Raw genomic sequence first — 23,597 nt, 5'->3', positions numbered from 1 at the left:
GTCAGCCGGCGCTCGGCTGGGGCGCCGGGGCCGTGCTCCGCTTGAACATGCGGGTCGCGGTGATCTCGCCGTGCACCGCCGGCTCGCCCTCCTGCGCGGGCTGCGGCAGGCCGGGCCGCAGGTGCTCCTCGACGCTGATGTACTTCAGGCCGGCCCGCAGGTCCGCGTCGTTGCGCAGCCGGATCACCAGCGGGAACTCGGCGAGCGCCGTCGTGTCGAACAGGCCCGTCGTGTACAGCAGTTGGACCCCGAGCGCGTCGGACACGGCGCGCTGGAGCTCCAGCAGGTAGGTGGCGTTGGCGCGGCCGATGGGGTTGTCGAGGAACAACGTGCCGGCGTGCCGGTGCTTGTCGCGGCCCCGATCGTTGCTGCGGAGCGCGGCCATCGTGCAGTACAGGGCGATGGCGGCGGTGAGCAACTGGCCGCCGGAGAACACGTCGCCCATCTGCCCGACGGGGACGCGCTCGGCGCGCAGCACCGCGTCCGGCTTGAGGATCTCGACGGCGACGCCCTTGGGCTGGAGGGCCGCGTGGACGCCGCGCAGCAGCAGGGACACGCCGTCGCGGCGCAGGTCGGAGTTCTTCCTGACGGCGGCGCGGGTGGCCTCGTCGACGACCTCGCCCAGCCGTTCGACGAGCGTCGTCTGGTCCGGCTCCTCGAAGCGGATGCGGAGGAACTCCTGGCCCGACCACTCGCCGAGCCCCTCGGGGAGGCGGGACAGCCGCTGGGCCGAGCGGAGCGTCGTCAGCGCCGACTCGACGAGGCCGCGCAGCCGGTCGACGATCGAGTCGCGGTTGCGTTCGAGCTGGGCCAGTTCGTCGGTGAGGACGCGCAGGCGCGGCGCGAACGCCTCGGCCCACCGGGCGGCGTGCTCCGGCAGCGCGGACGCCGGCAGCTCGCGGATCTGCTGCCGGGCCGGGGTGCGCACCTGCTCGTAGCGGGTGGAGTTGGCGTGCCGTACGAGGACGTCGCACGCCTCCCGCACGGCGGTGTCGGCGGCGGACAGGTCGGCGGCGCAGCCGCGCAGGGAACGCCGGGCCTCGGCGGCGGCGCGGCGGGCCTCCTCCAGGGAGTCGGCGTAGGGCTGCGGCTCCTGCGGGTCGTCGTCGGCCTGGTCGCGCAACAGGTCGCGCAGGAGCGCCGCCAGCTCGTCGAAGGCGCTCGCGGCGTCCTCGGCGGCGCGGTGGGCCCGCAGGAGGTGCGCGTGGGTGGCGCGGGCCGTCTCCAGGTCGTCGGTGCGGGCGGCGAGGTCACCGGTGGCCGTGCGCAGCAGGGACTGGGCCTGCTCGGCGTCGGCGGGGACCAGTTCCTCGGGCAGGTCGGTGTGCGCGTCGCCGTCCGTGGGGGCGAGCCGCTCGGCCTCGCCGCGCAGCCGGCCCAGTTTCTCGCTGGCCTCGGACGCCCGGGACTCCAGCAGTTGGACGAGCGCCTCGGCGCGGGCCGCGGCGGCCTGGCGGGACGGGCCGTCGGCGCCCTCGGGGCTGTCGAGGAGCTGGGCGGCACGGGTGCGGACCTTGTTGGTGAGCCGGTCCAGTTCGGCGAGGGCGGCGCTCTCGTCGCTCTCGGCACGGGCCTGCTCGGCGCGCAGGTCGGCACCGACGCCCACCTTCTCGTACAGCTGCGACGCGGCCCGGTACGCCTCGCGGAGGGCCGGCAGGGAGGGGCGGGGGACGCCGCCGTCGAGGAGGGCGGTGCCGTCCGGCTTCTCCTCGGGGAGGTTCTCGGGGGCGCCGGCGATCTCGGCGCGTTCGGCGCGCAGGGCGCGGGCGGTGCGGTGGGCGTCGTCGGCGGCGCGCTGGGCGGTGCGGCGGTCCTCGTCGGCGGCGCGGGCCCGTTCGAGGCACACCTGGGCCCGGGCCTCGGCTTCGGCGGCCTCGTCGGCGAGCTCCCGGAGGCGGGCCTGCCAGCCGGCCCGTTCGCGGAGGCGGAAGGCGAGGCCGGAGAGGGCGTCGGCGGCGCGGCGGGCGCGCTGGGCGGCCTCCTGGCGCTCGTCCCGTACGCGGGCGGTCTCGGCGGCGGCCTCGTCGGCCTCGGCACGGGCGGTGCGGGCCTCGGCGAGGGCGGCCCGGGCGGTCTCGGCGGCTTCGCGCGCGGTGGCGGCGGCCTCCGCGAGTTCGGCGAGCATGCCGGGCGGGCAGTCGGCGCGCCAGGAGCCGATGCGGGCGGCCAGCGACCGGTCGCCGGCGAGGCGGGCGGCGAGGGCGCGGATCTCCTCGTCGCGGGCGGCGGCGCGGGCGCGCAGGGCCTGGCGCTCCTCGTCGGCGGCGTGTTCGTCGTGCATGGCCGGGTTCGGCGGGACGAGGAACACCTCGCTGTCGCCGTCCCCGGCCCGGGGCACCGGGGCGAGAAGCGCGGCGGCGGTGCCGACGGCGACGGCGGAGCGCGGGAGGAGGGCGGCGCCGGCCAGCGCCTCGCGGGCGCGGACGTACGACTGGGGGTCGGTGACGACGACGCCGTCGACCAGTTCGGGGCGGGCGGCGAGGACCGCCGCGTGGTCGGCCGGGTCGACGGACTGGGCGAGGTAGCGCCAGCCGGGCAGGGCGGGGACGCCGTGCTCGCCGAGGAACTCGACGGTGGCGAGGACGTCGGGGCCCGGCGGCAGGAGGCCGCCGTCGCCGAGGGCGCCGAGGATGCGGGCGTCGTCGGCGGCGGCCGTGCGCAGGTCGAACAGCTTGCGTTCGGCCGAGGCGATGTGCTGGTCGAGGAGTTCGCGCAGCTCGTCGGCGTACCGGTCGAGGTCCTCGGCGGTCAGCCCGCCCTGGGCGGTGCCGGACGGCGCGGCGGCGCCGGGGGCCGCCGGGGCGTCCTCGCCGGTGTTCTGCCGGGGGACCTGGGGCGCCTTCCGGGCCCCGGGGAGGCCGAGGAGTTCGGCGAGGCGCTCGTCGGCGGCGATGGACCCGGCGGCGCGCCGCTCGGCCTGGTGGGCGTGCTCGGCGGCCTGGGCGGCGTCGGCGGCGCGGGCGGCGGCCAGTTCGGCGCGGGACTCGTCGGCGGCGGCCTCGCGGGCCCGTTCGGCGGCGAGACGGGCGGCTTCGCGGGCGGTGTCCCAGGCGGCGACGGCGGTCTTCTCGGCGTCGCTGGCGGCGAGGGCGGCGCGCGCGGGGTCCGCGTCGGGGGCCGTGTCGTCGAGCCAGCCGGCCCGTACGGCCTCGGCGGTCTCCTGTTCGACCTCGGCGAGGCGCTGGCGCAGGTGGCCGGCCTCGCTGCGGGCGCGCTGGGCCTCGGTGGCGGCGGCGGTGGCGTCGCGGTGCGCGGTCTCCGCGGTCTCCTGGAGGACGGCGGAGCGCCGCTCCTCCTCGTCGGCGTGGCGTTCGCCGTCCTCGGCGGCGGCGTGGAGGGCCCGTACGAGGTCGGCGGCGGCCTTGGCGCGGGCCGCGAGGGCGGGGGCGGCGTCCCGTTCCGCCTCCTGGATGGCGGCGGCCACGCGCGCGGAGCGGTCGGCTGCGGCGCGGTGCCGGAGGACGGCTTCGGCGGCCTGCCAGGCCGCGTGGAGGGTACGGGCGTCGGACAGCTCGCGGCGCTGGGCGGCCGCGCCCTTCTCGGCGGCGGCCAGGGCCAGGGAGGCGTGCCGGTAGGCGAGCTCGGCGGCGACGAGGGAGCTGCGGGCGCGGGCCCGTTCGGCGGCGGTGACCGTGTCGGCGGCGGTGGTGACCTGCTCGGCGAGTTCGGCGGAACGGCCGCGTTCCTCGGCGGCGCGGGCGGAGAGGCGGCGGGCGAGGGTGCGGGTGCGGCGCTCGGCGGCGGCGTGGACGTCGCGGGCGCGGGCGCGGGTGTCGGCGGCTTCGACAATGCGGCCGAGGAGGTCGACGGAGCCGGCGGTGAAGTCGCGTTCGGCGGTGAGTTCGGCGCGGCGGCCGAGCTTGCTGCCGAAGCCGCTGACGAGGTCGGCGAGGCCGTCCGTGTCGCGGGTGTCGGTGACGGCGCGCAGGAGGAGGTCGGTGAAGTCGGAGTCCTTCTTGACCGCGAAGAGGCCGGCGGCCTCGCCCTCGTCGGCGTTCATCTCGCGCTGGTAGCGGAAGAGTTCGGGGTCGAGGCCGAGGTCGCCGAGGTGCTCGTTCCAGCGGTCGTGGATCTCCTCCCAGTACACCTCCAGGTGCGGGTAGGCCCTGCCGGCCTCGGTGAGGGCGTCGCGGAAGCCCTTCATCGTGCGTCGGCGCCCCCGGGCGCCGGAGGCCCCCTCGCCGGGCGGGCGGACGGAGGTGGACTCGGCGACGGGGAGGTTGTCGAGGCTGAGGCCCGGGCCGGGGCGGAAGGAGTACCAGGCCTCGGCGAACTTGCGGGGGTCGTTGGAGACCTGGCGGCCGCGCCACTCGCTGACCTTGCCGACGACGACGAGTTCCCCGGTGAGGGTGTGCTGCCACTCCAGGGCGACGTGTCCGCAGTCGTCGGCGAGGAGGAACTTGCGGAGCACGCCGGAGCTGGCGCCGCCGAGGGTGTTGCGGTGGCCGGGGAGCATCACCGAGAAGATCAGCTTGAGGAGGACGGACTTGCCGCCGCCGTTCTCCAGGAACAGCACGCCCGCGGGGGCGGGGCGGCGGGGCGGGCCGACCGGCTCGTCCTCGAAGAACTCCGCCTGGGTGGGGGCGGGACGGGGCACGGGCGCGCCCACTCCGCGCAGGTCCAGAACGGTGTCGGCGTAACGCGCACCGGCGGGTCCGATGGAGTAGAGGCGGACCCGGGACAGCTCGTACATGGCGGCGGACTCTCGTCGGTGGTTCGGAGGTGCGGTTGTCGGGTTGCCCGGGGGCGGGCGGTGCGGGCGGCGTCAGCCGTGGAACGGAAGGCCCGCGTCGGCGACCAGCTCCAGGTCGTCGCCGTCCGGCGGGGGCAGGAGGGTGGCGGAGCCGTCCGTGACGGGGACGACGCCCAGGTCGAGGAGTTCGGCCAGGGCGGCGCTGCCGGCCATGTCGCGGACCTGGAGCTGGTAGCGGGCGGTCGTGCGGTACGTGCCTCCCGCGTCGTCCCCGGTGCGCTGGAGGAAGCCGGAGTCGGTGAGGAAGGCGACGGCCTTGCCGATGATGCCGGTGGTGGAGCCGGCGAGGCGGCGGGCGTCCTTGGTGGCGCCGGTGGCGCTGCGGCGCGTGTAGACCCGCCAGGCGGCTTCGAGGCCGGGGGCGTCGGAGGCGGGATCGGTGTTCTCGCCCTCCTGCTCGGCGCGCTCCTCCAGGAGGCGGCACGCCTGCCGTACGAAGGCGTCGACGCCGTTGACGGTGACGCGGCCGATGTAGCCGTCGTCGGCGAGGTCCTCGGGGCGGGGGAAGGCCAGTGCGGCGATCGCCAGGTGGGCGAGGCCGTGCAGGAAGCGGTCGGCGGAGTCGGCGGAGGCGCGGCGCGCGTAGTCGCCCATGCGGACGGCGAAGACGGAGTCCTCGCCCGCGGTGACGGCCATGCCCGCGCGCGGGGAGACCTCCAGGACGACGAGGCCGAGGCCGGTGGCGACGGCGTCGGCGAGCCGGGCGAAGGCCGGGTCCTCGCGGTAGCGGCGGAGCAGCTCGGCGTACTCGGCGTCGCGGGCGGGGAGCAGCTTGGGCTGGAGGCCGAAGGAGACGAGCCGGGCGGCGTCGGCCGCGTCGGCGGGGGTGACGCCGCCGGACGGGGCGGGCCCGGGGGCCCGCTCGGCTACGGGCTCGCTCCACGCGTCGGTGTGCTCGGCGTGGTGGTCGCTCACGGCTGGTGCTCCTCGGTGCTGCTGGTGGTCGCGGTCATGTCGGGTCCGTGCGGTCGGCGGCCATGCCCGCCGCGTCGAGCAGGGCCGTGCCGACGATCAGGTCGGCGCCGCCGAACTCGGGGTCGTCCAGCTCCGTGCCGTCGTCGACGGCGAACAGGAGGCGCTCCTCGCCCTGGCGGTAGGCCGTGCCGACCGGGGGGCTGGCGGCGTGGACGGCGAGGAGGGCGACGAGGTACGGCAGGTCGGGGTCGCGGAGGCGGGCCTCGGCGAGGAGGCCGGAGAGGCGTCGGGGCGCGTCGTGCTCCAGGTCGAGCAGGTCCATGGCGGCGGTCAGCTGCTCCTCGCTGAAGCGGCTGTCGTCGGGCGTGGCGATCAGGTCGGGCTCGGGCATCTCGGCGCCGAGGTGCTCGCGCTCCGCGGGCGGGGTGAGGAGCAGGTCGACGAGGTCGCCGACGCGGACGGCGCCGGGGGTGCGCAGGCCCGTGCCGTGCGCGAAATACGCGTCGGTGACGCGGGTGGCCCGCTCGACGGGGAGCGGCAGCAGCGGGGCGACGAGCTGGCCGTACAGGTCGAGGCCGGCGCGGGCGGCGGGTCGCGCGAAGGCCTGGCGGTCCTGTTCGGCGCGGAACAGCGGGCCGGCTTCCAGGAGGCGGGACTGGAGCTGCGTGTGGCGGCGGATGCAGTCCTTGACTATGTCGACGAGTTCGGCGGCGCGCCGCTTGTGCTCGGGGTCCTCGGCCTCGTCCCGGGCCTTGCGGATGTTGGTGAGGATCGCGTTCTCGTGGCGGTACCGGTCCGCCACGTGCGCGAGGGCCTCGTCGATCATGTCGGGGACGGTCTTGAGCCAGTCGACGGCGCGGACGTCGCGCCGGGTCGCCTCCAGGGTCTTGCGGAGGGTCTCGGCGTACTGGACCGTGCGATAGCGGGCCTGCTCGGCGGCGAGCTGGGCGTCGGCGAGCCGGCCGCGGCTGATCAGCACCTCGAGCTTGACCTCGGCGGCGATCTGGGCGCTGGTGACGTCCGTGTCGAGGGCGCCCACCAGGACGTTGACGGCTTCGTCGGTGGTGCGGAGGTAGACGCCGCCGCCGTAGCCGGGGACTTCCTCGACGAGCTTGAAGTCGTAGTCCCTGCGGACGTACACGCCGTCGGGGCCGAAGGTGCCGTAGACGGCGCGGAAGCCGCGGTCGACGCTGCCGACGTTGATCAGGTTCTCCAGGACCCAGCGGGCGACGCGCTCGTGTTCGGCGGCGGGGCGCTCGGGGGCCTGGGCGGCGACGCGGGGCAGCAGGCGGGCGACGATCTGCTCGTGGTCGGCGCCCGTGTCGAAGTCCATGTTGAGCGTGACGAGGTCGATCGCGGCGAGGGCGACCTCCGCCATGGCGTAGACCGAGTACTCCCCCGCCAGGTTCGCCTTGCGGGCGTCCAGGTCGTGCAGGGGCGCGGTGCAGGCGAGCGCGCGGAGGCGCCGCGCCAGTCCTTCGTCGGCGGCCGGGCCCTGCGCGGGCCGCGGCCCCGCGCTGAGCTGGGGCGGAACGAGTTCCGTCGGTTCCGTCGGGGCAGGCGAGGTCACGCTGCACAGAGTAGGTCCTCGCAGTGACAGCGGTCGAAACGGCGCGGGAGGGGCCGGGGGTGGGAGCGCAGGGGCGGGGGCGCGGGAGCGGGAGGGCGGGAGCTCAGGAGCGCGGGGGCGCGGGGGCGCGGGAGCGCAGGGGTGGGGCAGCGGGCGGGCGGCTCAGGCCGGTGCGCCGTCCGCCACGCGGCGGGCGTAGACCTCGACGAGCTGGGCGCGCGAATCGTCGAGGTAGTCGGCGAGGAGGCGCTCGGCCGTGGTGCGCTCCCCGGCCCGCAACGCGTCCAGGATCTCCCGGTTCCGTACGAGGTACGGCTCGTGGAGGGCGTGCGGGTCGTCCACCACGTGGAAGGCGAGGCGGAGTTCGGCGAGGACGCCGCGCATCAGTTCGTCGGTGCGTTCGCTCCCGGCGAGGGCGACGAGTTCGCGGTGGAAGTGGATGTTGGCGGTCGAGACGCCCCTCCAGTCGCCGGCGCGGGCGTGGCGCTCGCCCTCCGCCACGGCGGCGGCCAGGCCGTCGAGGGCGAAGGGCGGGTCGCCCAGGTCGTGCACGACGGCGCACTCGACGAGGTGCCGGGTGCGGTAGATGTCGACGACGTCGTCGACGGCGAGGACCCGTACGAACACCCCGCGGTTGAGCTCGTGGACGAGCAGCCGCTCGTGGGTGAGCAGGCGGAACGCCTCGCGCAGCGTGTTGCGGGAGACGCCCAGCGCGCCGCCGACGCCGTCCTCGGACAGCCGGGTGCCCGGCGGGAAGTACCCCTCGGCGATACGGGTACGCAGGATGTCCGCGACCCGCTCGGCCGTGCTCGTGCGCCCCAGCAGGACCCGGTCGTCCGCCAGTCCACCGCTCGTCGTCACCGGCACCCCTTCCCTCCGTTCGACCCCGGCTCCCGCCCCGGCCCCGCGCCGGGCCGTCCGCGGGGCCCTCGCCGCGGACCCCGTCCGCCGCCGTGGCCATCGTAGAGAACGGGTTGTCCACAGGCCTTGTGGGATCGTTCAACGATCCCCTACCTTCGTCGTCACCGCACGGCTCCACTCAGGCACGCTCCTCACCCCCTGCGAGGTGCAGATGGGTACGACCCGGTCCGAACCGGCCACGACCCCCCGGAAGGCGGGCGGCGAGCCGCCGCTCACCTGGCTGCGCGCCCTCGGGCCACGCGGCCGGCGGGCCTTCACCGGCGCGTTCGGCGGCTACGCCCTGGACTCCTACGACTTCTTCACGCTGCCGCTGAGCATGGTGGCCGTCGCCGCATACTTCGGCCTGGACAGCGGCCGGACCGGGCTCCTCACCACCGTCACGCTGGTGGTGTCGGCGGTCGGCGGCGCGCTCGCGGGAATACTCGCCGACCGGATCGGCCGGGTGCGCGCGCTGATGGTCACGGTCGTCACGTACGCGGTGTTCACCGTCGCGTGCGGCTTCGCGCCGAACTACGAGACGCTGCTGGTCTTCCGCGCCCTGCAGGGCCTGGGCTTCGGCGGCGAGTGGGCGGTCGGGGCGATCCTGGTCGCCGAGTACGCGTCGGCGCGGCACCGGGGGCGCACGCTGGGCGGCGTCCAGAGCGCGTGGGCGGCGGGCTGGGCGCTCGCCGTGGTCGTCTACACACTGGTGTTCCACCTCCTCGACCCCGACACGGCGTGGCGGGTGATGTTCTGGACGGGCGCGCTGCCCGCGCTGCTGGTGGTGTACGTGAGGCGGCACGTCGAGGACGCCCCGGAGGCGGCCCGCGTGCGGCGGGAGAGCGCCGGGCGCGGCTCGTTCGCGGGGATATTCCGGTCGGGGCTGGCGCGGACGACGCTGTTCGCGGTGCTGCTGTCGACCGGTGTGCAGGGCGGCTACTACACCCTGGCCACGTGGGTACCCACGTACCTGAAGGCGGAGCGCGGCCTGACGGTCGTCGGTACGGGCGGCTACCTCACGTTCCTCATATCGGGGGCGTTCCTCGGCTACCTGACCGGGGGGTACCTCACGGACCGGCTGGGTCGGAAGCGCAACATCGTGCTGTTCGCCGTCCTGTCGGCGGTGTGCACCGTGGCGTACGCGAACATCCCGGCAGGGGCGGACGGGCTGGTGCTCGTCCTCGGGTTCCCGCTGGGCTTCTGCATGTCGGCCATCTTCAGCGGCTTCGGGTCCTTCCTGGCCGAGCTCTACCCGACGGCGGTGCGCGGCACGGGGCAGGGGTTCACGTACAACACGGGCCGTGCCGTGGGAGCGTTCTTCCCGGCGCTGGTCGGCTTCCTGGCGGACGGCTGGGGGGTGGGCGGGGCCCTGGTGTTCGGGGCGGCCGGGTACGGCATCGCCGTGGTGGCGCTGCTCGGGCTGCCCGAGACGCGGGGGCGGGAGCTGTGGTGACGGCCGGCGGAGCACGATCCGCTCCGGCGGGTGCGGACAGGGATTTCGAAGGAGTCGACGGACGTGACCCGGGCATCGATCGATCTCAACGCCGACCTCGGCGAGGGCTTCGGCCGCTGGCGGCTGACCGACGACGAACAGTTGCTGTCCGTCGTCAGCAGCGCCAACGTGGCGTGCGGCTTCCACGCCGGGGACGCGGCCACCATGCGCCGTGTGTGCGCCCTCGCCGCCGAGCGGGGGGTCCGGATCGGCGCCCAGGTCTCCTACCGCGACCTGGCCGGATTCGGGCGGCGCGCCATGGACGTGCCGGCGGACGAGCTGGCGGCCGAAGTGGCCTACCAGATCGGCGCCCTGGAGGTGTTCGCACGGGCCGCCGGGGCGCGGGTGTCGTACGTGAAGCCGCACGGCGCCCTGTACAACCGGGTCGTGCGCGACGAGGAGCAGGCGCGGGCCGTGGTCGAGGGGGTGCTGCTGACCGGTGAGCGGCTGCCGCTGCTGGGACTGCCGGACTCGCGGCTGCACGCGTGCGCGCGGGAGGCGGGCCTCCCGGTCGTCACGGAGGCCTTCGCGGACCGGGCCTACGCGGCGGACGGGACGCTCGTGCCGCGGGGGCGGGAGGGCGCGGTCCTCCACGACCCGGAGACGGTCGTCGAGCGGTCGGTGTCCATGGCCCGGTTCGGGACGGTGACGTCGCACTGCGGACGGACCCTGTCCGTCCGGGCCCGGTCGCTGTGCCTGCACGGAGACACGCCGGGGTCGGTGGAGCTGGCCCGGCGGGTGCGGGCCCGGCTGGAGGCGGCCGGTGTGCGGGTGGAGGCGTTCACGTGAGGGCCCTGGAGGTGGGTGGGCGGGCGCTGCTGCTGGAGTTCGACGGCGGCGAGGAGGCGCGGGCGTTCCACGCCGAGCTGCTGCGGAGGCGGGCGGCCGGCACGCTGCCCGCCGTCCGCGAGATCGTGCCGGCCGCGCGGACGGTGCTGCTCGACGGGGTGGCCGATCCGGGGCGGCTGGCCGCGGAGGCCGCCGGGTGGGAGGTGCCACCGCTCGACGCGCACGCGGGCCCCCTGGTGGAGGTGCCGGTCCGGTACGACGGGCCGGACCTGGCGGAGGTCGCCGCGGTGTGGGGGGTGGCGCCCGGGGAGGTCGGCCGTATCCACGCGGCGGCCGAGTACCGGGTGGCGTTCTGCGGGTTCGCGCCGGGCTTCGGATACCTCACCGGGCTGCCGGAGCGGTACGGCGTTCCGCGCCGGGCCACGCCGCGCACGGCCGTCCCGGCGGGCGCGGTCGCCCTGGCGGGCCCGTACACGGGTGTCTATCCGCGCTCGTCGCCCGGCGGGTGGCAGTTGGTCGGGACGACCGACGCGGTGCTGTGGGACCCCGCGCGGGAGCCGGCGGCACTGCTGTCGCCGGGGGTGCGGGTGCGGTTCGTCGAGGAGGGCGCGTGACGGACCGGGCCTTCACCGTCGTACGGGCCGGGGCGCTGACCACGGTGCAGGACCGGGGCCGGTCCGGGCACGCGCACCTGGGGGTGCCGCGGTCCGGGGCGCTCGACCCGTACGCGGCCGCGCTGGTCAACCGGCTGGTCGGCAACGACGAGGGGGCGGCGGTGCTGGAGACGACGCTCACCGGCTGCGCGCTGCGGCCGTGGTGCGGGGTGACCGTGGCGGTGGGCGGAGCGCCCTGCCCGGTCACCGTCGACGGGCGGCCGGTGGCGTGGGGCGCGGCGGTCCGGGTCGCGGCGGGTGCCGTCCTGGAGGTGGGCGCGGCGGTGCGGGGCGTCCGGTCGTACGTGGCGTTCGCGGGGGGTGTGGCGGCCGAGCCGGTGCTGGGGAGCCGGTCCACGGACCTGTTGTCGGGGCTCGGGCCCGCGCCGCTCGCGGACGGCATGACGCTGCCGTTGGGTGCCCCGCCGGAGGATGCCGCCCACTACGAGGGGGCGCCCTGGTGGGGCGTGCCGGAGGAGGTGGTGCTGGGGGTGCGGTTCGGGCCGCGGGACGACTGGTTCACGGGTGGGGCGCTGCGGACGCTCACCACGTGCCCGTACCGGGTCTCGGCGGCGTCCAACCGGGTCGGGCTGCGCACCGAGGGCCCGCCTCTGGAGCGGGCGCGGTCGGGGGAACTGCCCAGCGAGGGCATGGTGCTGGGGGCCGTGCAGGTGCCGCCGGACGGCCGGCCCGTGGTGTTCCTGGCGGACCATCCGACGACCGGCGGGTACCCGGTGGTGGCCGTGGTCCGGGAGGCGGACCTGGTGGCGGCCGCGCAGGCCGTGCCGGGGGTGCGTGTGCGGTTCGTGCGCGTCCGGTGACGCCCGCCGCAGCGTACCGCGCGTACCGCCGCTGCCGGGACGCGCCCAGGCGGGGCGTCCGCTCGAAGTACCGGCCCCCGGCGACGTCCGGTGGGTGCGCCCAGGCACGGCAGGCGCGGCCGGGTGCGACAGGCGCGGCCAGGCTCCGGCAGGCGTGACCGGACTCCCGCGGGTGGGCGGCCAGGGCCACCGCCCGGTGGCGTCCGGTGGGTGCGCCCGGGCCCGGCGGGTGCGCCCAGGCCCGGCAGGCGCGGCCGGGTGCGGCAGGCGTGACCGGACTCCCGCGGGTGGGCGGCCAGGGCCACCGCCCGAAGCATCCGCCACGGGCCACCGCCCGACGACGTCCGGTGGGTGCGCCCGGGCCCGGCGGGCGCGCCCAGGCACGGCAGGCGTGACCGGGCTCCGGCGGGTGCGCCCAGGCACGGCAGGCGCGGCCGGGCTCTGGCGGGCGCGGCCGGACTCCGGCGGGTGGGCGGCCGGGGCCGCCGCCCGGGGCATCCGCCACGGGTCACCGCCCGGCCCGCCTCGACCGCGCCGGCGCCGGCGGGGAGGGGACTGTCGGCGCCGGTGGGGAGGGGGCCGTTGGCGCCGGAGGGGAGGGGGCCGTCGGCGCCGGGGCCCGCCGGGTCAGACGGCCGGCGTGTCGGGGCCGATGCGGCTGCGCACGGCGGTCTGCACCTCGTCCTCCTCCACCGGGTCGGCGGCGAGCCTGCGCAGCCGCTCGGCGACGCGTACGTCCCCGGTCTCGGCGTGCCGGGCGGCGACCTCCCGCGTGGTCTCCTCGCAGTCCCACAGGCACTCGACGGCGAGGCCGGTCGGGAAGGTCGGGTCGGTCGCGGCGAGGGCGCGGGCGGTGCGGCCGCGCAGTTCGGAGGAGGCGGTCTCGCGGTAGACGTGCCGCAGTACGGGGGCGGCGCAGCCGATGCCGAGGCGGCCGGCGCCGTCGACGAGCGGGTACAGCGACGGCGCGTCGGGGCCGTCCGTGCGGACGGCCTGGCGCAGCGCGTCGAGGACGAGGGGGGCGTCCTGTTCGCCGCCGCGGGCGGCCAGGACGCCGCCGGCGGACGTGCCGAGCGCGTCGGGCCGGTGCACCCAGCCGCGCGCGCGGTCGACGGCCGCCTCGCCGCACATCCGCTCGAAGGCGGCGACGGCCGCCTCGGCGACGGTGCGGGACGGGCTGCTCGCGGCGGCCTCGATCAGGTCGAGTACGGCGGGGTCGCGGCCCTCGGCGAGGTAGTGCAGGGCGGCGCAGCGGGCGCCGTCGGGGCCGCCGCGGGCGGCCTCCAGGATCAGCTCGCGGTCGTCGGGGCCCGCCACGGCGGTGAGGCAGCGGGCGGCCGGCACGTGCAGGGCGGTGCCGCGCTCCAGTCCCTGCTGGGCCCAGTCGAAGACGGCCTGGACGCTCCAGCCGGGGCGGGGCCCGGTCGGCCGCATCTGGCGCTGCCAGCGGTCGAAGGAGCCCTGTTCGCGGGCGGCGCGCACGCGGCCGCCCACGGTATCGCGCGGATCCTCGCCCCACAGCCGCCAGGGGCGGGGCTCGTAGGCGTCGCGGACGGCGGCGGCCAGCGCGGCGTCGCCCTCGGGGGTGGTGGGGAAGCGGGCCAGGACGACGTCGGCGAGGCCGCGCAGCGCGGTGTCGTCGTCGCGGAGGGCCAGCTCGTCGAGGGCCCACGCCCAGTTGCTGCCGGTCGCGGTGTAGCGGCGCAGCAGCAACAGGGCGTCACGGCGGCCGTACGAGGCGAGGTGGCCGAGCACGGACAGCGCGAGGCCGGTCCGGCACTCCTCGGTGTCGAGGTGGTCGTCGACACCGAACAGGTGCTCCTCGATCGCCTCGAGTCCGCCGTGCAGGTCCAGGTAGAGGCGCGCGTAGTAGAGGGAGCGGTTCTCCACCTGCCAGTCCTGACGGGGGTCGTGGAGGACGCAGTGGTCGAGGGCGGCGAGCGCTTCGGCGCGTGGCGCGGCCAGCGCGTGCAGCGTGCCGTCGCCGCGGCCCCTCTGCAGCAGGCCGAGCAGGGTGCCGCTCGGCGCTATGACGGGTTCGAACATGGAAAACGCCTCACATCAAGCTGTCGACGCAACGGGCGCGGTCGGGTGTCCCGAAGCAACCGGGTGGGTTGATTGCCGGTGATCGGCTAGGCCGCGCGGCGCCATGGGAGACCGCCCGTCGTCTTCTGCTTGGTGTCGACCATCTTCCTCTGCCTCTGCCTTCTCATCGGTGGCCCCCTGCGGGCCCGTCGTCATGATGACCCAGCGTTTTCGCCGCCGCGACCACATTTACGGCACCGTGTCCGTCCGGGGTTCGCTGCCCGTTCCCGGCTCGTTCACCGGGCGCCGAACAGCTCCAGGAGGTCCGTCTTGCCGAACATCCGGGCGGTGTCCACGGCGGACGGAGTTCCGGCTTCCGGATCGGCTCCGCCGGCCAGCAGGGCGCGGACGACGGCGTCCTCGCCCTTGAAGACGGCGCCGGCAAGGGGGGTCTGACCGCGGTCGTTGGCGGCGTTCGGGTCGGCGCCGCGCGCGAGGAGGGCCTCCACGGCAGAGGCGTGGCCGTGGTAGGCGGCGAGCATCACGAGGGAGTCGCCCTTGTCGTTGGTGAGGTTCGCGGGGGCTCCCGCGTCGACGTAGGCGGCGAGGGCGTCGGTGTCGCCGCGCCGCGCCAGGTCGAAGATCTTCGACGCGAGGTCGACGACCTCGGGGTCGGGGGTTTCGCTCATCGGGGGCCGCCTTTCCTGCTGTTTCCGCTCCGTTGCCGCACGTACGGCGAGGTCAGCCGTACGAGTGAACCGACAGGGTACTGCCCCGTGAGGGCAGAGCCCGACGTGCGCCGGTCAAGTGAAAACGCCGCTAATTCACTCTTTTGCACCTTTTATCACATAGATGCTTCCTGTGAGCCTGGAATGACTCATGGTGACCGTCCCTCCAACCGGGAGAAACTCTCATGATCCTGTCTATCTCCGGCGTGGTACTGCTCGGCGTCATCGTCTTCCTCTTCTTCAAGAAGGACGGGCTCAAGGCGTCCCACGCCCTCGTGTGCGCGCTGTTCGGCTTCTACCTCGCGGGCACCGCGATCGCGCCGAGCATCACCGCGGGCGGGCAGAGCCTCGCCAGCCTCCTCGGCGGCATCAACTTCTGACGCCGCCCGGCCCCCTCCCCTCCGCGGCCCCGCGGCTCCGCACGACTCCGCCCACCTTCCACGACCCCAGGAGACGACGTGGCCCGTCGACCACTCCCCCGCATCCTGAGCAGCGGCAGCGCCTCGATCTCCCGCGGTCGGGAGATCGCACGCACGGCCGCCGACGGCGCCACGGACGTCCTCCATCCTCTGATCACGGTCTCGCGCGGCCTGCGGAGGCTGGCGGTGGCCGGGCGCGCCAGATGGGCGGCGACCCCCCGGGAGCGGCGCGGCCCCACGCTGCTCCTGGCCGCCGTGTGCGTCCTGGGGGTCGTGCTGATGCCGTACGGGCCGCTGCTGGCGCTCGTGTCGGTGATGGGCGCGGCGGCGTGGAAGGGCCGGGAGCGCCCCGCCGCCCGGCCGGGCCCCGACGAGGTCGGGGCGGAGCGGCTGCGGGCGCTGTACGAAGCCCTGGTCCCGCACTTCTCGGTGCCCGACGACCCGAGCCCGCTGTTCGCCCACGGCGGGGAGTGGAAGCGGGCCTTCGGGGACTTCGCGTTCGACGCGGACGGCCGGCCGACCCGGCTGCGCGTCTCGTACCCGGCGTACTTCCCGGACGGCGATCCGGGTTCGCGCGCCCGGATCGAGCGGCTGCTGCACGCCAAGTCGGGCCGTGGCCGCGAGTACCGCTTCGACTGGGACGAGGAGGGGAACCAACTGCTGATGACCGTGCTGCCCGCGCTCCCCGCGTCGGTCGCGGCGCAGCGGTTCGTGACGGTGCCCGGCGAGACGGTGCTGGGCTTCACGGACGCCGACGCCGTGCAGCGGACGGTCCCGGTCCACGACGGCGACGCGACGCGGGACGCCCCGGCGGTGGTGTGGCGCACCGGGCCGCGCTCGACGGAGCCGCACCTGCTGGTGGTGGGCCAGCCCGGCGGGGGCGTCAGCACCCTGCTGCGGTCCGTCGCGCTCCAGGCCCTCCAGCACGGCGGGGAGGTGCTGGTCCTGGAGGGCTTCGGGACCGGCGAGTACGCGTGCCTGACCGGCCGGCGGGGCGTGCTGGGCGTCGAGTGCGGCCCGGCCGGCGCGCTGAACGCCCTGGAGTGGGCGGCCCACGAGACGGAGCGGCGCCTGGCCGCCGCGCACGAGGCCCGGCGGGCGGGCGAACCGGCGCCGGTGGAGGTGCGGCGCCCGCTGTGGATCCTGCTGGACCGGCCGTCCGTCCTCGCCGACCTGGCGGCCGCCGAGGGCCGCACGGGCCCGCAGGACCTCCTCCAGGTGCCGCTGCGGCACGGGCGGGCGGCGTACGTGACGGTGGTGGTGGCCGAGCAGTTCGACACCGTCGACGCGCTCGGCGACGCCGTACGGACCCACACCCGCGCGCGCGTGACGCTCGGTTCGGCCCCCGCCGACCAGCTCGCGGCGGTCCTGGGCACCCCGCCCCACACGACGCCGCCGCCCGAGGTCCCCCCGGGCCGGGGCTACGCGCGCCTGGGCACCGGGCGGGTCGTGCGCCTCCAGGTGCCGGCCACCCCCGACCCGTACGACGAGACGTCGCCGGAGGCCCACCGCCGGGCGGTGCTCGACCTCCTCCCGGAGCGGCCCGTGCGGGAGGCCCCGCTCCCGGCGGACGGGGCGGCCGTCCCCGGCTGACCTCCCCGGATCAGACCACGACCGGATCAGGCCACGAACGTCCGCGGCTCCTCCACCGCCGGCCCGCCGGCCGCCCCCGACCGGACCGCGCGGGCGGCGGCGGCCAGGCGTGCGGCGGCCTCGTCGGCGACCGCCCCGCCCACCGTGAACGGCAGCCGCACGTACCCCTCGAAGGCTCCGTCCACGCCGAAGCGGGGCCCGGACGGGACGCGTACGCCGACGCGCTCCCCGACCTCCGCCAGGCGCGAGCCGGACAGGCCCCCGGTGCGCACCCACAGGGTGAGCCCGCCGAGCGGCACCTCGAACTCCCAGCCCGGCAGCTCGCGGCGGACGGCGGCGACCAGCGCGTCCCGGTTCTCGCGGGCCTGGGCGCGGCGGAGCCCGACCGCCTCCTCCCAGCCGCCCCCGCCCATCAGCCAGTTGACGGCCAGTTGCTCCAGGACCGGCGTCCCCAGGTCGGCGTAGGCGCGGGCAGCGACGAGCGAGCGGATCACGTCGGGCGCGGCGCGCACCCAGCCGATCCGCATGCCGGCCCAGAACACCTTGCTCGCCGAGCCGACCGTCAGCACCGTGCTGCCCGCCGGGTCGAAGGCGCAGACGGGGCGCGGCATCTCCATGCCGTCCTCCAGGCGCAGCTCCGACATGGTCTCGTCGACCACGAGGACCGTGCCCGCCGACCGGGCCGCGTCGACCAGCGCCCGCCGCTGGTCCTCGTCCGCGAGCGCGCCGGTCGGGTTGTGGAAGTCGGCCACGACGTACGCGAGCCGGGGCGCGGCGTCCCGCAGGACCTGCCGCCAGCGGGGCAGGTCCCAGCCGGACAGGTCCTCGGCCATGGCGACGGGCACCAGCCGGGCGCCGGCCTCCCGCATGAGCTGGAGGATGTTGGCGTACGACGGCGACTCCACGGCGACGCGCTCGCCGCGCCCGGCGAACAGGTGGCAGATCGCGTCCATCGCGCCCATCGCCCCGGTCGTCACCATGATCTGCTCGGGCATCGTGGGGATGCCGCGCGCCGTGTACCGGTCGGCGAGGGTGCGGCGCAGCGCGGGCAGGCCCGCCGGGTAGTCGCCGTGCGTGTGCGCGTAGGGCGGCAGCTCCTCCAGGGCGCCCTGGAAGCCGCGGCTGAGCCAGGGCTCGGGCGCGGGGAGCGCCGCGCAGCCGAGGTCGATCATCGAACCGAGCGCCTCGGGCGGCAGCGGTTCGAGGCCGCGGGCGGGCAGGGGGTTGCCGGCGGGCACGGTCGTCCAGCTCCCGGCGCCGCGCCGGGACTCCAGGAAGCCCTCCGCGCGCAGCGCCTCGTACGCCGCGGCGACCGTGGTGCGGCTCACGGAGAGGGCGAGGGCCAGCTCCCGTTCGGCGGGGAGCCGGGCGGCGACCGGGACGCGGCCCTCCAGGACGAGGAGGCGGATCCCGTCGGCCAGGGCCCGGTAGGCGGGCGGCCTGCGCGTCCCGGGACCGGCGGGCCCGGACTGCTGCGCGGTCAACTGACGGGCCAGTTGGGCGGCCCCCACAGCCGAAGTCCACTGAGTCATGATCTCAGTCCACCTTCCTCGAATTGGCCATGGTCGGCATCCAATCGCACGCAAGAGAGTGACACAGGTCAGTCCACCACACCAGCACACCGGGGGTACCCCTTGTCCCGCTCGTCGTCCGCGTCGCACTCCGCGTCCGCCGGCCCGCCACGGGGGCGGCGACTTCCGCGCCGGCTCGTGCAGCTCACCGCCGGGCTCCTCCTGTACGGCGCCAGCTCGGCGCTCCTCGTCCGCAGCGGTCTCGGCCTGGAGCCGTGGAACGTCCTCCACCAGGGCCTGTCGCGGCTCACCGGCCTGTCGATCGGCGCCGTCGTGACGATCATGGGGGCCGTCGTCCTGCTGCTGTGGATCCCGCTCCGGCAGCGGCCGGGCCTCGGCACCGTCGCGAACGTCCTGCTCATCGGGGCGGCGATGGACGCCACCCTCGCCGTCGTCCCGGACGTCGGGGGCCTGCCCGCCCGGATCGCGCTCATGGTGTCCGGCGTGGTCCTCAACGGCCTGGCGACCGGCCTCTACATCGCCGCGCGCTTCGGGCCGGGCCCGCGCGACGGCCTGATGACCGGCCTGCACCGGCTGACCGGCCGCTCGATCCGGCTGATCCGCACGTCCCTGGAGATCGGCGTCGTCGCCGCCGGCTTCCTCCTCGGCGGCTCCCTCGGCGTCGGCACGGTGTTGTACGCCCTGGCGATCGGACCGCTCGCCCAGCTCTCGCTGCGCCTGTTCGCCGTGCCCGGCGCCGCCCCCGGTACGGCGTCCGGCAGCACCGTGGTCGCCTCGGGGACACCCGAACGAGTGATACTGCCGCGGTGACTCGCCTACCGGGCCCCCGACCGGGCCACCCGTACCTGGACCACCCCTCCCCCATTCCGTTCGCCCACCGCGGCGGTGCGGCGGACGGGCTGGAGAACACCGCGGCCGCGTTCCGGCGGGCCGCCGACGCCGGGTACCGCTACTTCGAGACGGACGTGCACACCACGGCGGACGGCCGGCTCGTCGCGTTCCACGACGCCACCCTCGACCGGGTCACCGACGCGCGGGGACGGATCGCCCGGCTGCCGTGGAGCGAGGTCCGGCGGGCGCGCGTGGCGGGCCGCGAGCCGCTGCCCCTCTTCGAGGAGCTCCTGGAGGAGTTCCCCGGGGCCCACTGGAACGTGGACCTGAAGGCCGAGTCGGCGCTCGCCCCGCTGGTCGCGCTGATCCGCCGGACGAACGCCTGGGACCGGGTGTGCGTGGGCTCGTTCGACGAGGGCCGGGTGGCCCGGGCCCGCAGGGCGGCGGGCGAGCGGCTGGCCACGTCGCTCGGGGTGCGGGGCGTCGTCGGGCTGCGGCTGCGCTCGTACGGGATACCGGCGGCGCTGCGCGCCGGCGCCGTCGCCGCGCAGGTGCCGGAGGCGTGGGGCGGCGTCCGCGTCGTCGACCGGCGCTTCGTCCGCGAGGCGCACGCGCGCGGACTCCAGGTGCACGTCTGGACGGTCAACGATCCGGCGCGGATGGACTCTCTCCTGGACCTGGGCGTCGATGGCATCATGACCGATCATCTGGAGACGCTGCGCGCGGTGCTCACCGGCCGGGGAGCGTGGGTCTGACCCGGCGCGGGCCGGGGCCGGGACGAACGAGGGGGCGCGGGTGACCGCCGAGACCGCCGACCGGGGCGCGAACGCCGCCGCGCCGCCGCCCGACCGCGGGCGCGAGCGACGCGGCTGGTACTTCTACGACTTCGCGTGCTCGGTGTACTCGACGAGCGTCCTGACCGTCTTCCTCGGGCCGTACCTGACGTCGGTGGCGAAGGCGGCGGCCGACGCGGACGGTTTCGTGCACCCGCTGGGCGTCCCGGTGCGGGCCGGGTCGGTCTTCGCGTACTCCGTCTCCCTGTCGATCGTCCTCGCGGTGCTGGTGATGCCGCTGGCGGGGGCGGCGGCGGACCGCACGGGGCGGAAGAAGCCGCTGCTGGCGGCCGCCGCGTACACGGGGGCCGGCGCCACGGCGGGGATGTTCTTCCTGGACGGCGACCGGTACCTGCTCGGCGCGCTCCTGCTGATCCTGGCGAACGCGTCGCTGGCCGTGTCGATGGCCCTCTACAACGCGTACCTGCCGCAGATCGCCGAGCCGGAGGAGCGCGACGCGGTCTCGTCGCGGGGGTGGGCGTTCGGGTACGCGTCGGGCGCGCTGGTCCTCGTGCTGAACCTGGTGCTGTACACCGGGCACGCGTCGTTCGGGCTCTCGGAGTCGGCCGCGGTGCGGATCTGCCTGGCGTCGGCCGGCCTGTGGTGGGGCGCCTTCACGCTCGTGCCGCTGAGGCGGCTGCGGGACCGCCGGATGCCGCCGGGCGGCGCGGGCGCGGTCGGGTCGGGATGGCGGCAGCTTGCGGCGACGCTGCGGGACATGCGGCGCCACCCGCTGACGCTGTCGTTCCTGCTGGCGTACCTCGTCTACAACGACGGCGTGCAGACCGTGATCTCCCAGGCGTCCGTGTACGGCTCGGAGGAGCTGGGGCTGGACCAGACGACGCTGATCACCGCGGTGCTCCTGGTGCAGGTGCTGGCGGTGGCGGGGGCGCTCGGCATGGGGCGGCTGGCCCGCGCGTACGGCGCGAAGCGGACGGTCCTGGCGTCGCTGGCCGTGTGGACGCTGATCCTGGCCGCCGGGTACCTCCTGCCCGCCGGGGCGCCGGTCTGGTTCTACGCGCTGGCGGCGGCCATCGGGCTGGTGCTGGGCGGCAGCCAGGCGCTGTCGCGGTCGCTGTTCTCGCACCTGGTGCCGCGCGGCAAGGAGGCGGAGTACTTCTCGGCGTACGAGATGAGCGACCGCGGGCTGAGCTGGCTGGGGCCCCTGGTCTTCGGTCTCGCCTACCAACTGACCGGCAGCTATCGGGACGCGATCGTCTCGCTGGTGGTGTTCTTCGCGGCGGGTTTCGTGCTGCTCGCGCGGGTGCCGGTGCGGCGTGCGGTGGCCGCCGCGGGCAATCCGGTACCCGAACGGATCTGATCGAATGGAGGACCGGTTTAGACGGCGGAGCGAAAGGCCGGTAGTATACGCCTTTGGCCTACCAGGCGGACCGTTACTGCGTGCTCAGATGACGGAAGCACTGGGTGACATCTCCTTTCAGATGTGACAAACCGGGCATTGGTGGGTACAAAAAGGGGCGGCACGACGGGCGACGCATGACCCGCAACGGGAATCTTTACCGCCGACCGGACGTTGACCGGATGACGACGACAGCGACACCTGTCCTGTGGGCGACAAGCCCGGGAGGCACGATTCATGAGTGAGCGAGCTCTTCGCGGCACGCGCCTCGTGGTGACCAGCTACGAGACCGACCGCGGCATCGATCTGGCCCCGCGCCAGGCGGTGGAGTACGCATGCGAGAAGGGGCATCGTTTCGAGATGCCGTTCTCGGTCGAGGCGGAAATCCCGCCGGAGTGGGAGTGCAAGGTCTGCGGGAGCCAGGCGCTCCTGGTGGACGGCGACGGCCCCGAGGAGAAGAAGGCGAAGCCCGCGCGTACGCACTGGGACATGCTGATGGAGCGGCGCACGCGCGAGGAGCTGGAGGAGGTGCTGGCCGAGCGGCTGGCGGTCCTGCGCTCCGGCGCCATGAACATCGCCGTGCATCCGCGCGACAGCAGGAAGTCCGCGTGACGGGTTAGTCCCCGGCCGCACGGGAAAGCCGCGGGGCGCGGTACGCATCGGCGTACCGCGCCCCGCGGCTTTCCCGTGCCTGCGGGCGCCCGGCCGCGCCCCGCCGGGCACACCCGGTGCCGGACGGGCCGCACCCGGTGCCGGGCGGATGCCCGGCCGCGGTGCGGCGCCCCGGTCGTCAGGGGGTGAGCGGCGGGCGGGTGCCCCGGGGGTCCGCCGGGTCCCCGGAGGCGTCGCGGATCACCTCGCCCGGAACCACCTTGCCGTCCGGGCGGTGGATGCGGGCCTGCCGGAGGACCGTGCCCACGCGGCGGTCCAGGGCGCGTTCCGCGAAGCGGGCCGCGGCCGTGCGGACCGGCGGGAGGAGGAGGAGCAGGCCCAGCACGTCGGAGACCAGGCCCGGCAGCATCAGCAGCAGCCCGCCGAGCATCAGCATGCCGTTGCCGGTGCCGCCCTTCCCGTCCGCGGCCGGCGCACCGCCCGTCCGCTGCTGCTGGAGCGTCTCGGTGAGCGCCGTGAACGCCCGGCGCCCGGCCCGCTTCACCACGGCCGCGCCGAGCGCCCCGGCGGCCACCAGCAGGGCGAGCACCGCGAGGGCGCTCGCGGCGTCCGCCACCAGGGCCAGCAGCCAGATCTCCAGCACCAGCCAGGCGGCCAGGCCGAGGGGTATGAGGGTGCGGGCGCGGGAACGCCCACGGGTCGGGGGCAGCAGGGGTGCACCGGTCGTCATGCCTCCAGTGTGCCCGGGGCCGCGGCAGGACGGCGTAAAGGCCCGTCCCCGTCCCGCGTCAGCGGCGCTCGCGGCCCGTCAGGCGACCGGCGCGGGCGGTCACGCCCCAGGCGGTGACCCTCCACAGCGCCTCGACGATGATGTCCCGGCTCATCTTGGAGTCGCCGTGCTCGCGCTCCACGAAGGTGATGGGCACCTCGACCACGTGGAAGCCGGCGGCGACCGCGCGGCGGGCGAGGTCGATCTGGAAGCAGTACCCCTGCGACGCCACGTCCCTCAGCCCCAGCCCCCGCAGCGTCTCCGTGCGGAACGCCCGGAACCCGCCGGTGACGTCCCGGATCGGCACGCCCAGCAGCAGCCGCGAGTAGACGCTGGCGCCCCGGGAGAGGTACTCCCGCGACTTCGGCCAGTTCACGATCCGCCCGCCGGGGATCCAACGGGAGCCGAGCACCAGGTCCGCGCCCTTCAGGGCGGTGAGGAGCCGGGGCAGTTCCTCGGGCCGGTGGGAACCGTCGGCGTCCATCTCGACGAGGACGCCGTAGCCGTGGTCCATGCCCCAGCGGAAGCCCGCGAGGTAGGCCGCGCCGAGGCCCTCCTTGCCCTTGCGGTGCAGCACGTGGACGTGCGCGTCCTCGGCGGACAGCTCGTCGGCGATCTTGCCGGTGCCGTCCGGACTGTTGTCGTCGGCGACGAGGATGTCCGCGTCCGGCACGGCGGCCCGCACCCGGGAGACGATCGGCCCGATGTTCTCCGCCTCGTTGTAGGTCGGAATGATCACCAAGGCTCTGCCCAGCGGTCCGTACCGCCGCTGACTCTGACCGTCGTCTTTCACTACTGCCCCTTACGTCCTAGCGCGGATGCCCACCTTAGCGAGCCTGCGGCGCGGACGACCGGCGGCATCGGGCGGAGCCGGACGGGGTGGCGCGTACCGGTCCGCACGGGGGCCCGGCGTCCTTCGGGCCGACCTTGGGGCCCGCTGGCTGCGGGTCGTCCGAGAGCCGTTGTCTACTGAACGTCCGGGCCCCACCCGGGTCGCACCCC

The 23,597-nt window shown here is 75.9% G+C and carries 19 protein-coding genes; 10 read left to right on the top strand and 9 right to left on the bottom strand.

Translation table 11 applies throughout. The features are described 5' to 3' along the window. Position 1: 1 nt before the first annotated feature. The 4 genes from AC07D6_RS30265 to AC07D6_RS30250 all read right to left on the bottom strand — a co-directional run bounded on the left by AC07D6_RS30265 (position 2) and on the right by AC07D6_RS30250 (position 8,105). Positions 2–4,693, bottom strand: a complete 4,692-nt coding sequence (locus AC07D6_RS30265) for a hypothetical protein (protein ID WP_479049666.1) — start codon at positions 4,691–4,693, stop codon at positions 2–4. A 72-nt stretch (positions 4,694–4,765) separates the two neighbouring features. Beyond that, positions 4,766–5,668, bottom strand: coding sequence for a hypothetical protein (locus tag AC07D6_RS30260; protein WP_479049664.1), 903 nt, complete (start codon positions 5,666–5,668; stop codon positions 4,766–4,768). Between the two features lie 34 nt (positions 5,669–5,702). Beyond that, on the bottom strand, positions 5,703–7,238 hold the full coding sequence (locus tag AC07D6_RS30255; RefSeq protein ID WP_315881290.1) for a hypothetical protein: 1,536 nt from the start codon (positions 7,236–7,238) through the stop codon (positions 5,703–5,705). A 162-nt stretch (positions 7,239–7,400) separates the two neighbouring features. After that, entirely contained in the window at positions 7,401–8,105 is a 705-nt protein-coding gene (locus AC07D6_RS30250; protein WP_391654444.1) for a GntR family transcriptional regulator, read from the bottom strand. Between the two features lie 205 nt (positions 8,106–8,310). Between AC07D6_RS30250 and AC07D6_RS30245 the strand changes: the two genes are divergently transcribed. The 4 genes from AC07D6_RS30245 to AC07D6_RS30230 all read left to right on the top strand — a co-directional run bounded on the left by AC07D6_RS30245 (position 8,311) and on the right by AC07D6_RS30230 (position 11,893). Then, positions 8,311–9,591 carry an MFS transporter gene (locus tag AC07D6_RS30245; protein ID WP_479049661.1) on the top strand — a complete coding sequence of 427 codons (1,281 nt, stop codon included), beginning with the start codon at positions 8,311–8,313 and terminating at the stop codon, positions 9,589–9,591. 63 nt (positions 9,592–9,654) lie between these two features. Continuing rightward, positions 9,655–10,419 (top strand): LamB/YcsF family protein, encoded by a 765-nt coding sequence (locus AC07D6_RS30240; protein WP_315881293.1) that lies wholly within the window; start codon positions 9,655–9,657, stop codon positions 10,417–10,419. Further along, on the top strand, positions 10,416–11,033 hold the full coding sequence (locus AC07D6_RS30235; RefSeq protein ID WP_315881294.1) for a 5-oxoprolinase subunit B family protein: 618 nt from the start codon (positions 10,416–10,418) through the stop codon (positions 11,031–11,033). The genes AC07D6_RS30240 and AC07D6_RS30235 overlap by 4 nt, the downstream gene beginning before the upstream one ends. Then, positions 11,030–11,893 (top strand): 5-oxoprolinase subunit C family protein, encoded by an 864-nt coding sequence (locus AC07D6_RS30230; RefSeq protein ID WP_479049658.1) that lies wholly within the window; start codon positions 11,030–11,032, stop codon positions 11,891–11,893. The genes AC07D6_RS30235 and AC07D6_RS30230 overlap by 4 nt, the downstream gene beginning before the upstream one ends. Positions 11,894–12,520: 627 nt before the next feature. On the opposite strand, the gene AC07D6_RS30225 is transcribed toward AC07D6_RS30230, so the two are convergent. Together AC07D6_RS30225 and AC07D6_RS30220 are read right to left on the bottom strand one after the other, a co-directional pair. Then, positions 12,521–13,939 (bottom strand): HEAT repeat domain-containing protein, encoded by a 1,419-nt coding sequence (locus AC07D6_RS30225; protein WP_479049656.1) that lies wholly within the window; start codon positions 13,937–13,939, stop codon positions 12,521–12,523. A 275-nt stretch (positions 13,940–14,214) separates the two neighbouring features. Beyond that, a complete protein-coding gene (locus AC07D6_RS30220; protein WP_315881297.1) occupies positions 14,215–14,607 on the bottom strand; it encodes an ankyrin repeat domain-containing protein in 393 nt (130 codons plus the stop codon). A 224-nt stretch (positions 14,608–14,831) separates the two neighbouring features. On the opposite strand from AC07D6_RS30220, the gene AC07D6_RS30215 reads away from it, so the two are divergent. Next, positions 14,832–15,026, top strand: coding sequence for a hypothetical protein (locus AC07D6_RS30215; RefSeq protein WP_189538194.1), 195 nt, complete (start codon positions 14,832–14,834; stop codon positions 15,024–15,026). Between the two features lie 78 nt (positions 15,027–15,104). Next, positions 15,105–16,658, top strand: coding sequence for a hypothetical protein (locus AC07D6_RS30210; RefSeq protein ID WP_479049653.1), 1,554 nt, complete (start codon positions 15,105–15,107; stop codon positions 16,656–16,658). Positions 16,659–16,684: 26 nt separating this feature from the next. Here AC07D6_RS30210 and AC07D6_RS30205 read toward each other — a convergent pair whose 3' ends face one another. Continuing rightward, a complete protein-coding gene (locus AC07D6_RS30205; protein WP_315881299.1) occupies positions 16,685–18,190 on the bottom strand; it encodes an SCO1417 family PLP biosynthesis transcription factor in 1,506 nt (501 codons plus the stop codon). A gap of 102 nt (positions 18,191–18,292) precedes the next feature. Here AC07D6_RS30205 and yczE point away from each other — a divergent pair, with 102 nt between their 5' ends. From yczE to AC07D6_RS30185, 4 genes are all read left to right on the top strand, one after another. Continuing rightward, entirely contained in the window at positions 18,293–19,000 is a 708-nt protein-coding gene (gene yczE, locus AC07D6_RS30200) for a membrane protein YczE (protein ID WP_479049651.1), read from the top strand. Further along, complete coding sequence (locus AC07D6_RS30195; protein ID WP_479049649.1) at positions 18,997–19,776, top strand: glycerophosphodiester phosphodiesterase family protein; 780 nt, start codon at positions 18,997–18,999, stop codon at positions 19,774–19,776. The genes yczE and AC07D6_RS30195 overlap by 4 nt, the downstream gene beginning before the upstream one ends. 40 nt (positions 19,777–19,816) lie before the next feature. Further along, positions 19,817–21,175: an MFS transporter gene (locus AC07D6_RS30190; RefSeq protein ID WP_315881302.1), complete on the top strand. Its 1,359-nt coding sequence runs from the start codon at positions 19,817–19,819 to the stop codon at positions 21,173–21,175. A gap of 276 nt (positions 21,176–21,451) precedes the next feature. Further along, the gene (locus AC07D6_RS30185) at positions 21,452–21,826 is read left to right on the top strand and encodes an RNA polymerase-binding protein RbpA (RefSeq protein ID WP_010468770.1); all 375 of its coding nucleotides are present in this window, start codon (positions 21,452–21,454) and stop codon (positions 21,824–21,826) included. Between the two features lie 178 nt (positions 21,827–22,004). Here AC07D6_RS30185 and fxsA read toward each other — a convergent pair whose 3' ends face one another. Both fxsA and AC07D6_RS30175 read right to left on the bottom strand, forming a co-directional pair. Further along, positions 22,005–22,556 (bottom strand): FxsA family membrane protein, encoded by a 552-nt coding sequence (gene fxsA / locus AC07D6_RS30180; protein ID WP_315881000.1) that lies wholly within the window; start codon positions 22,554–22,556, stop codon positions 22,005–22,007. Between the two features lie 58 nt (positions 22,557–22,614). Next, positions 22,615–23,334: a polyprenol monophosphomannose synthase gene (locus AC07D6_RS30175; RefSeq protein ID WP_391654326.1), complete on the bottom strand. Its 720-nt coding sequence runs from the start codon at positions 23,332–23,334 to the stop codon at positions 22,615–22,617. Between the last annotated feature and the right edge of the window lie 263 nt (positions 23,335–23,597).

The sequence above is a fragment of the Streptomyces sp. NPDC045287 genome (assembly GCF_056432325.1).
This window is presented reverse-complemented; position numbering and strand designations above follow the sequence as displayed.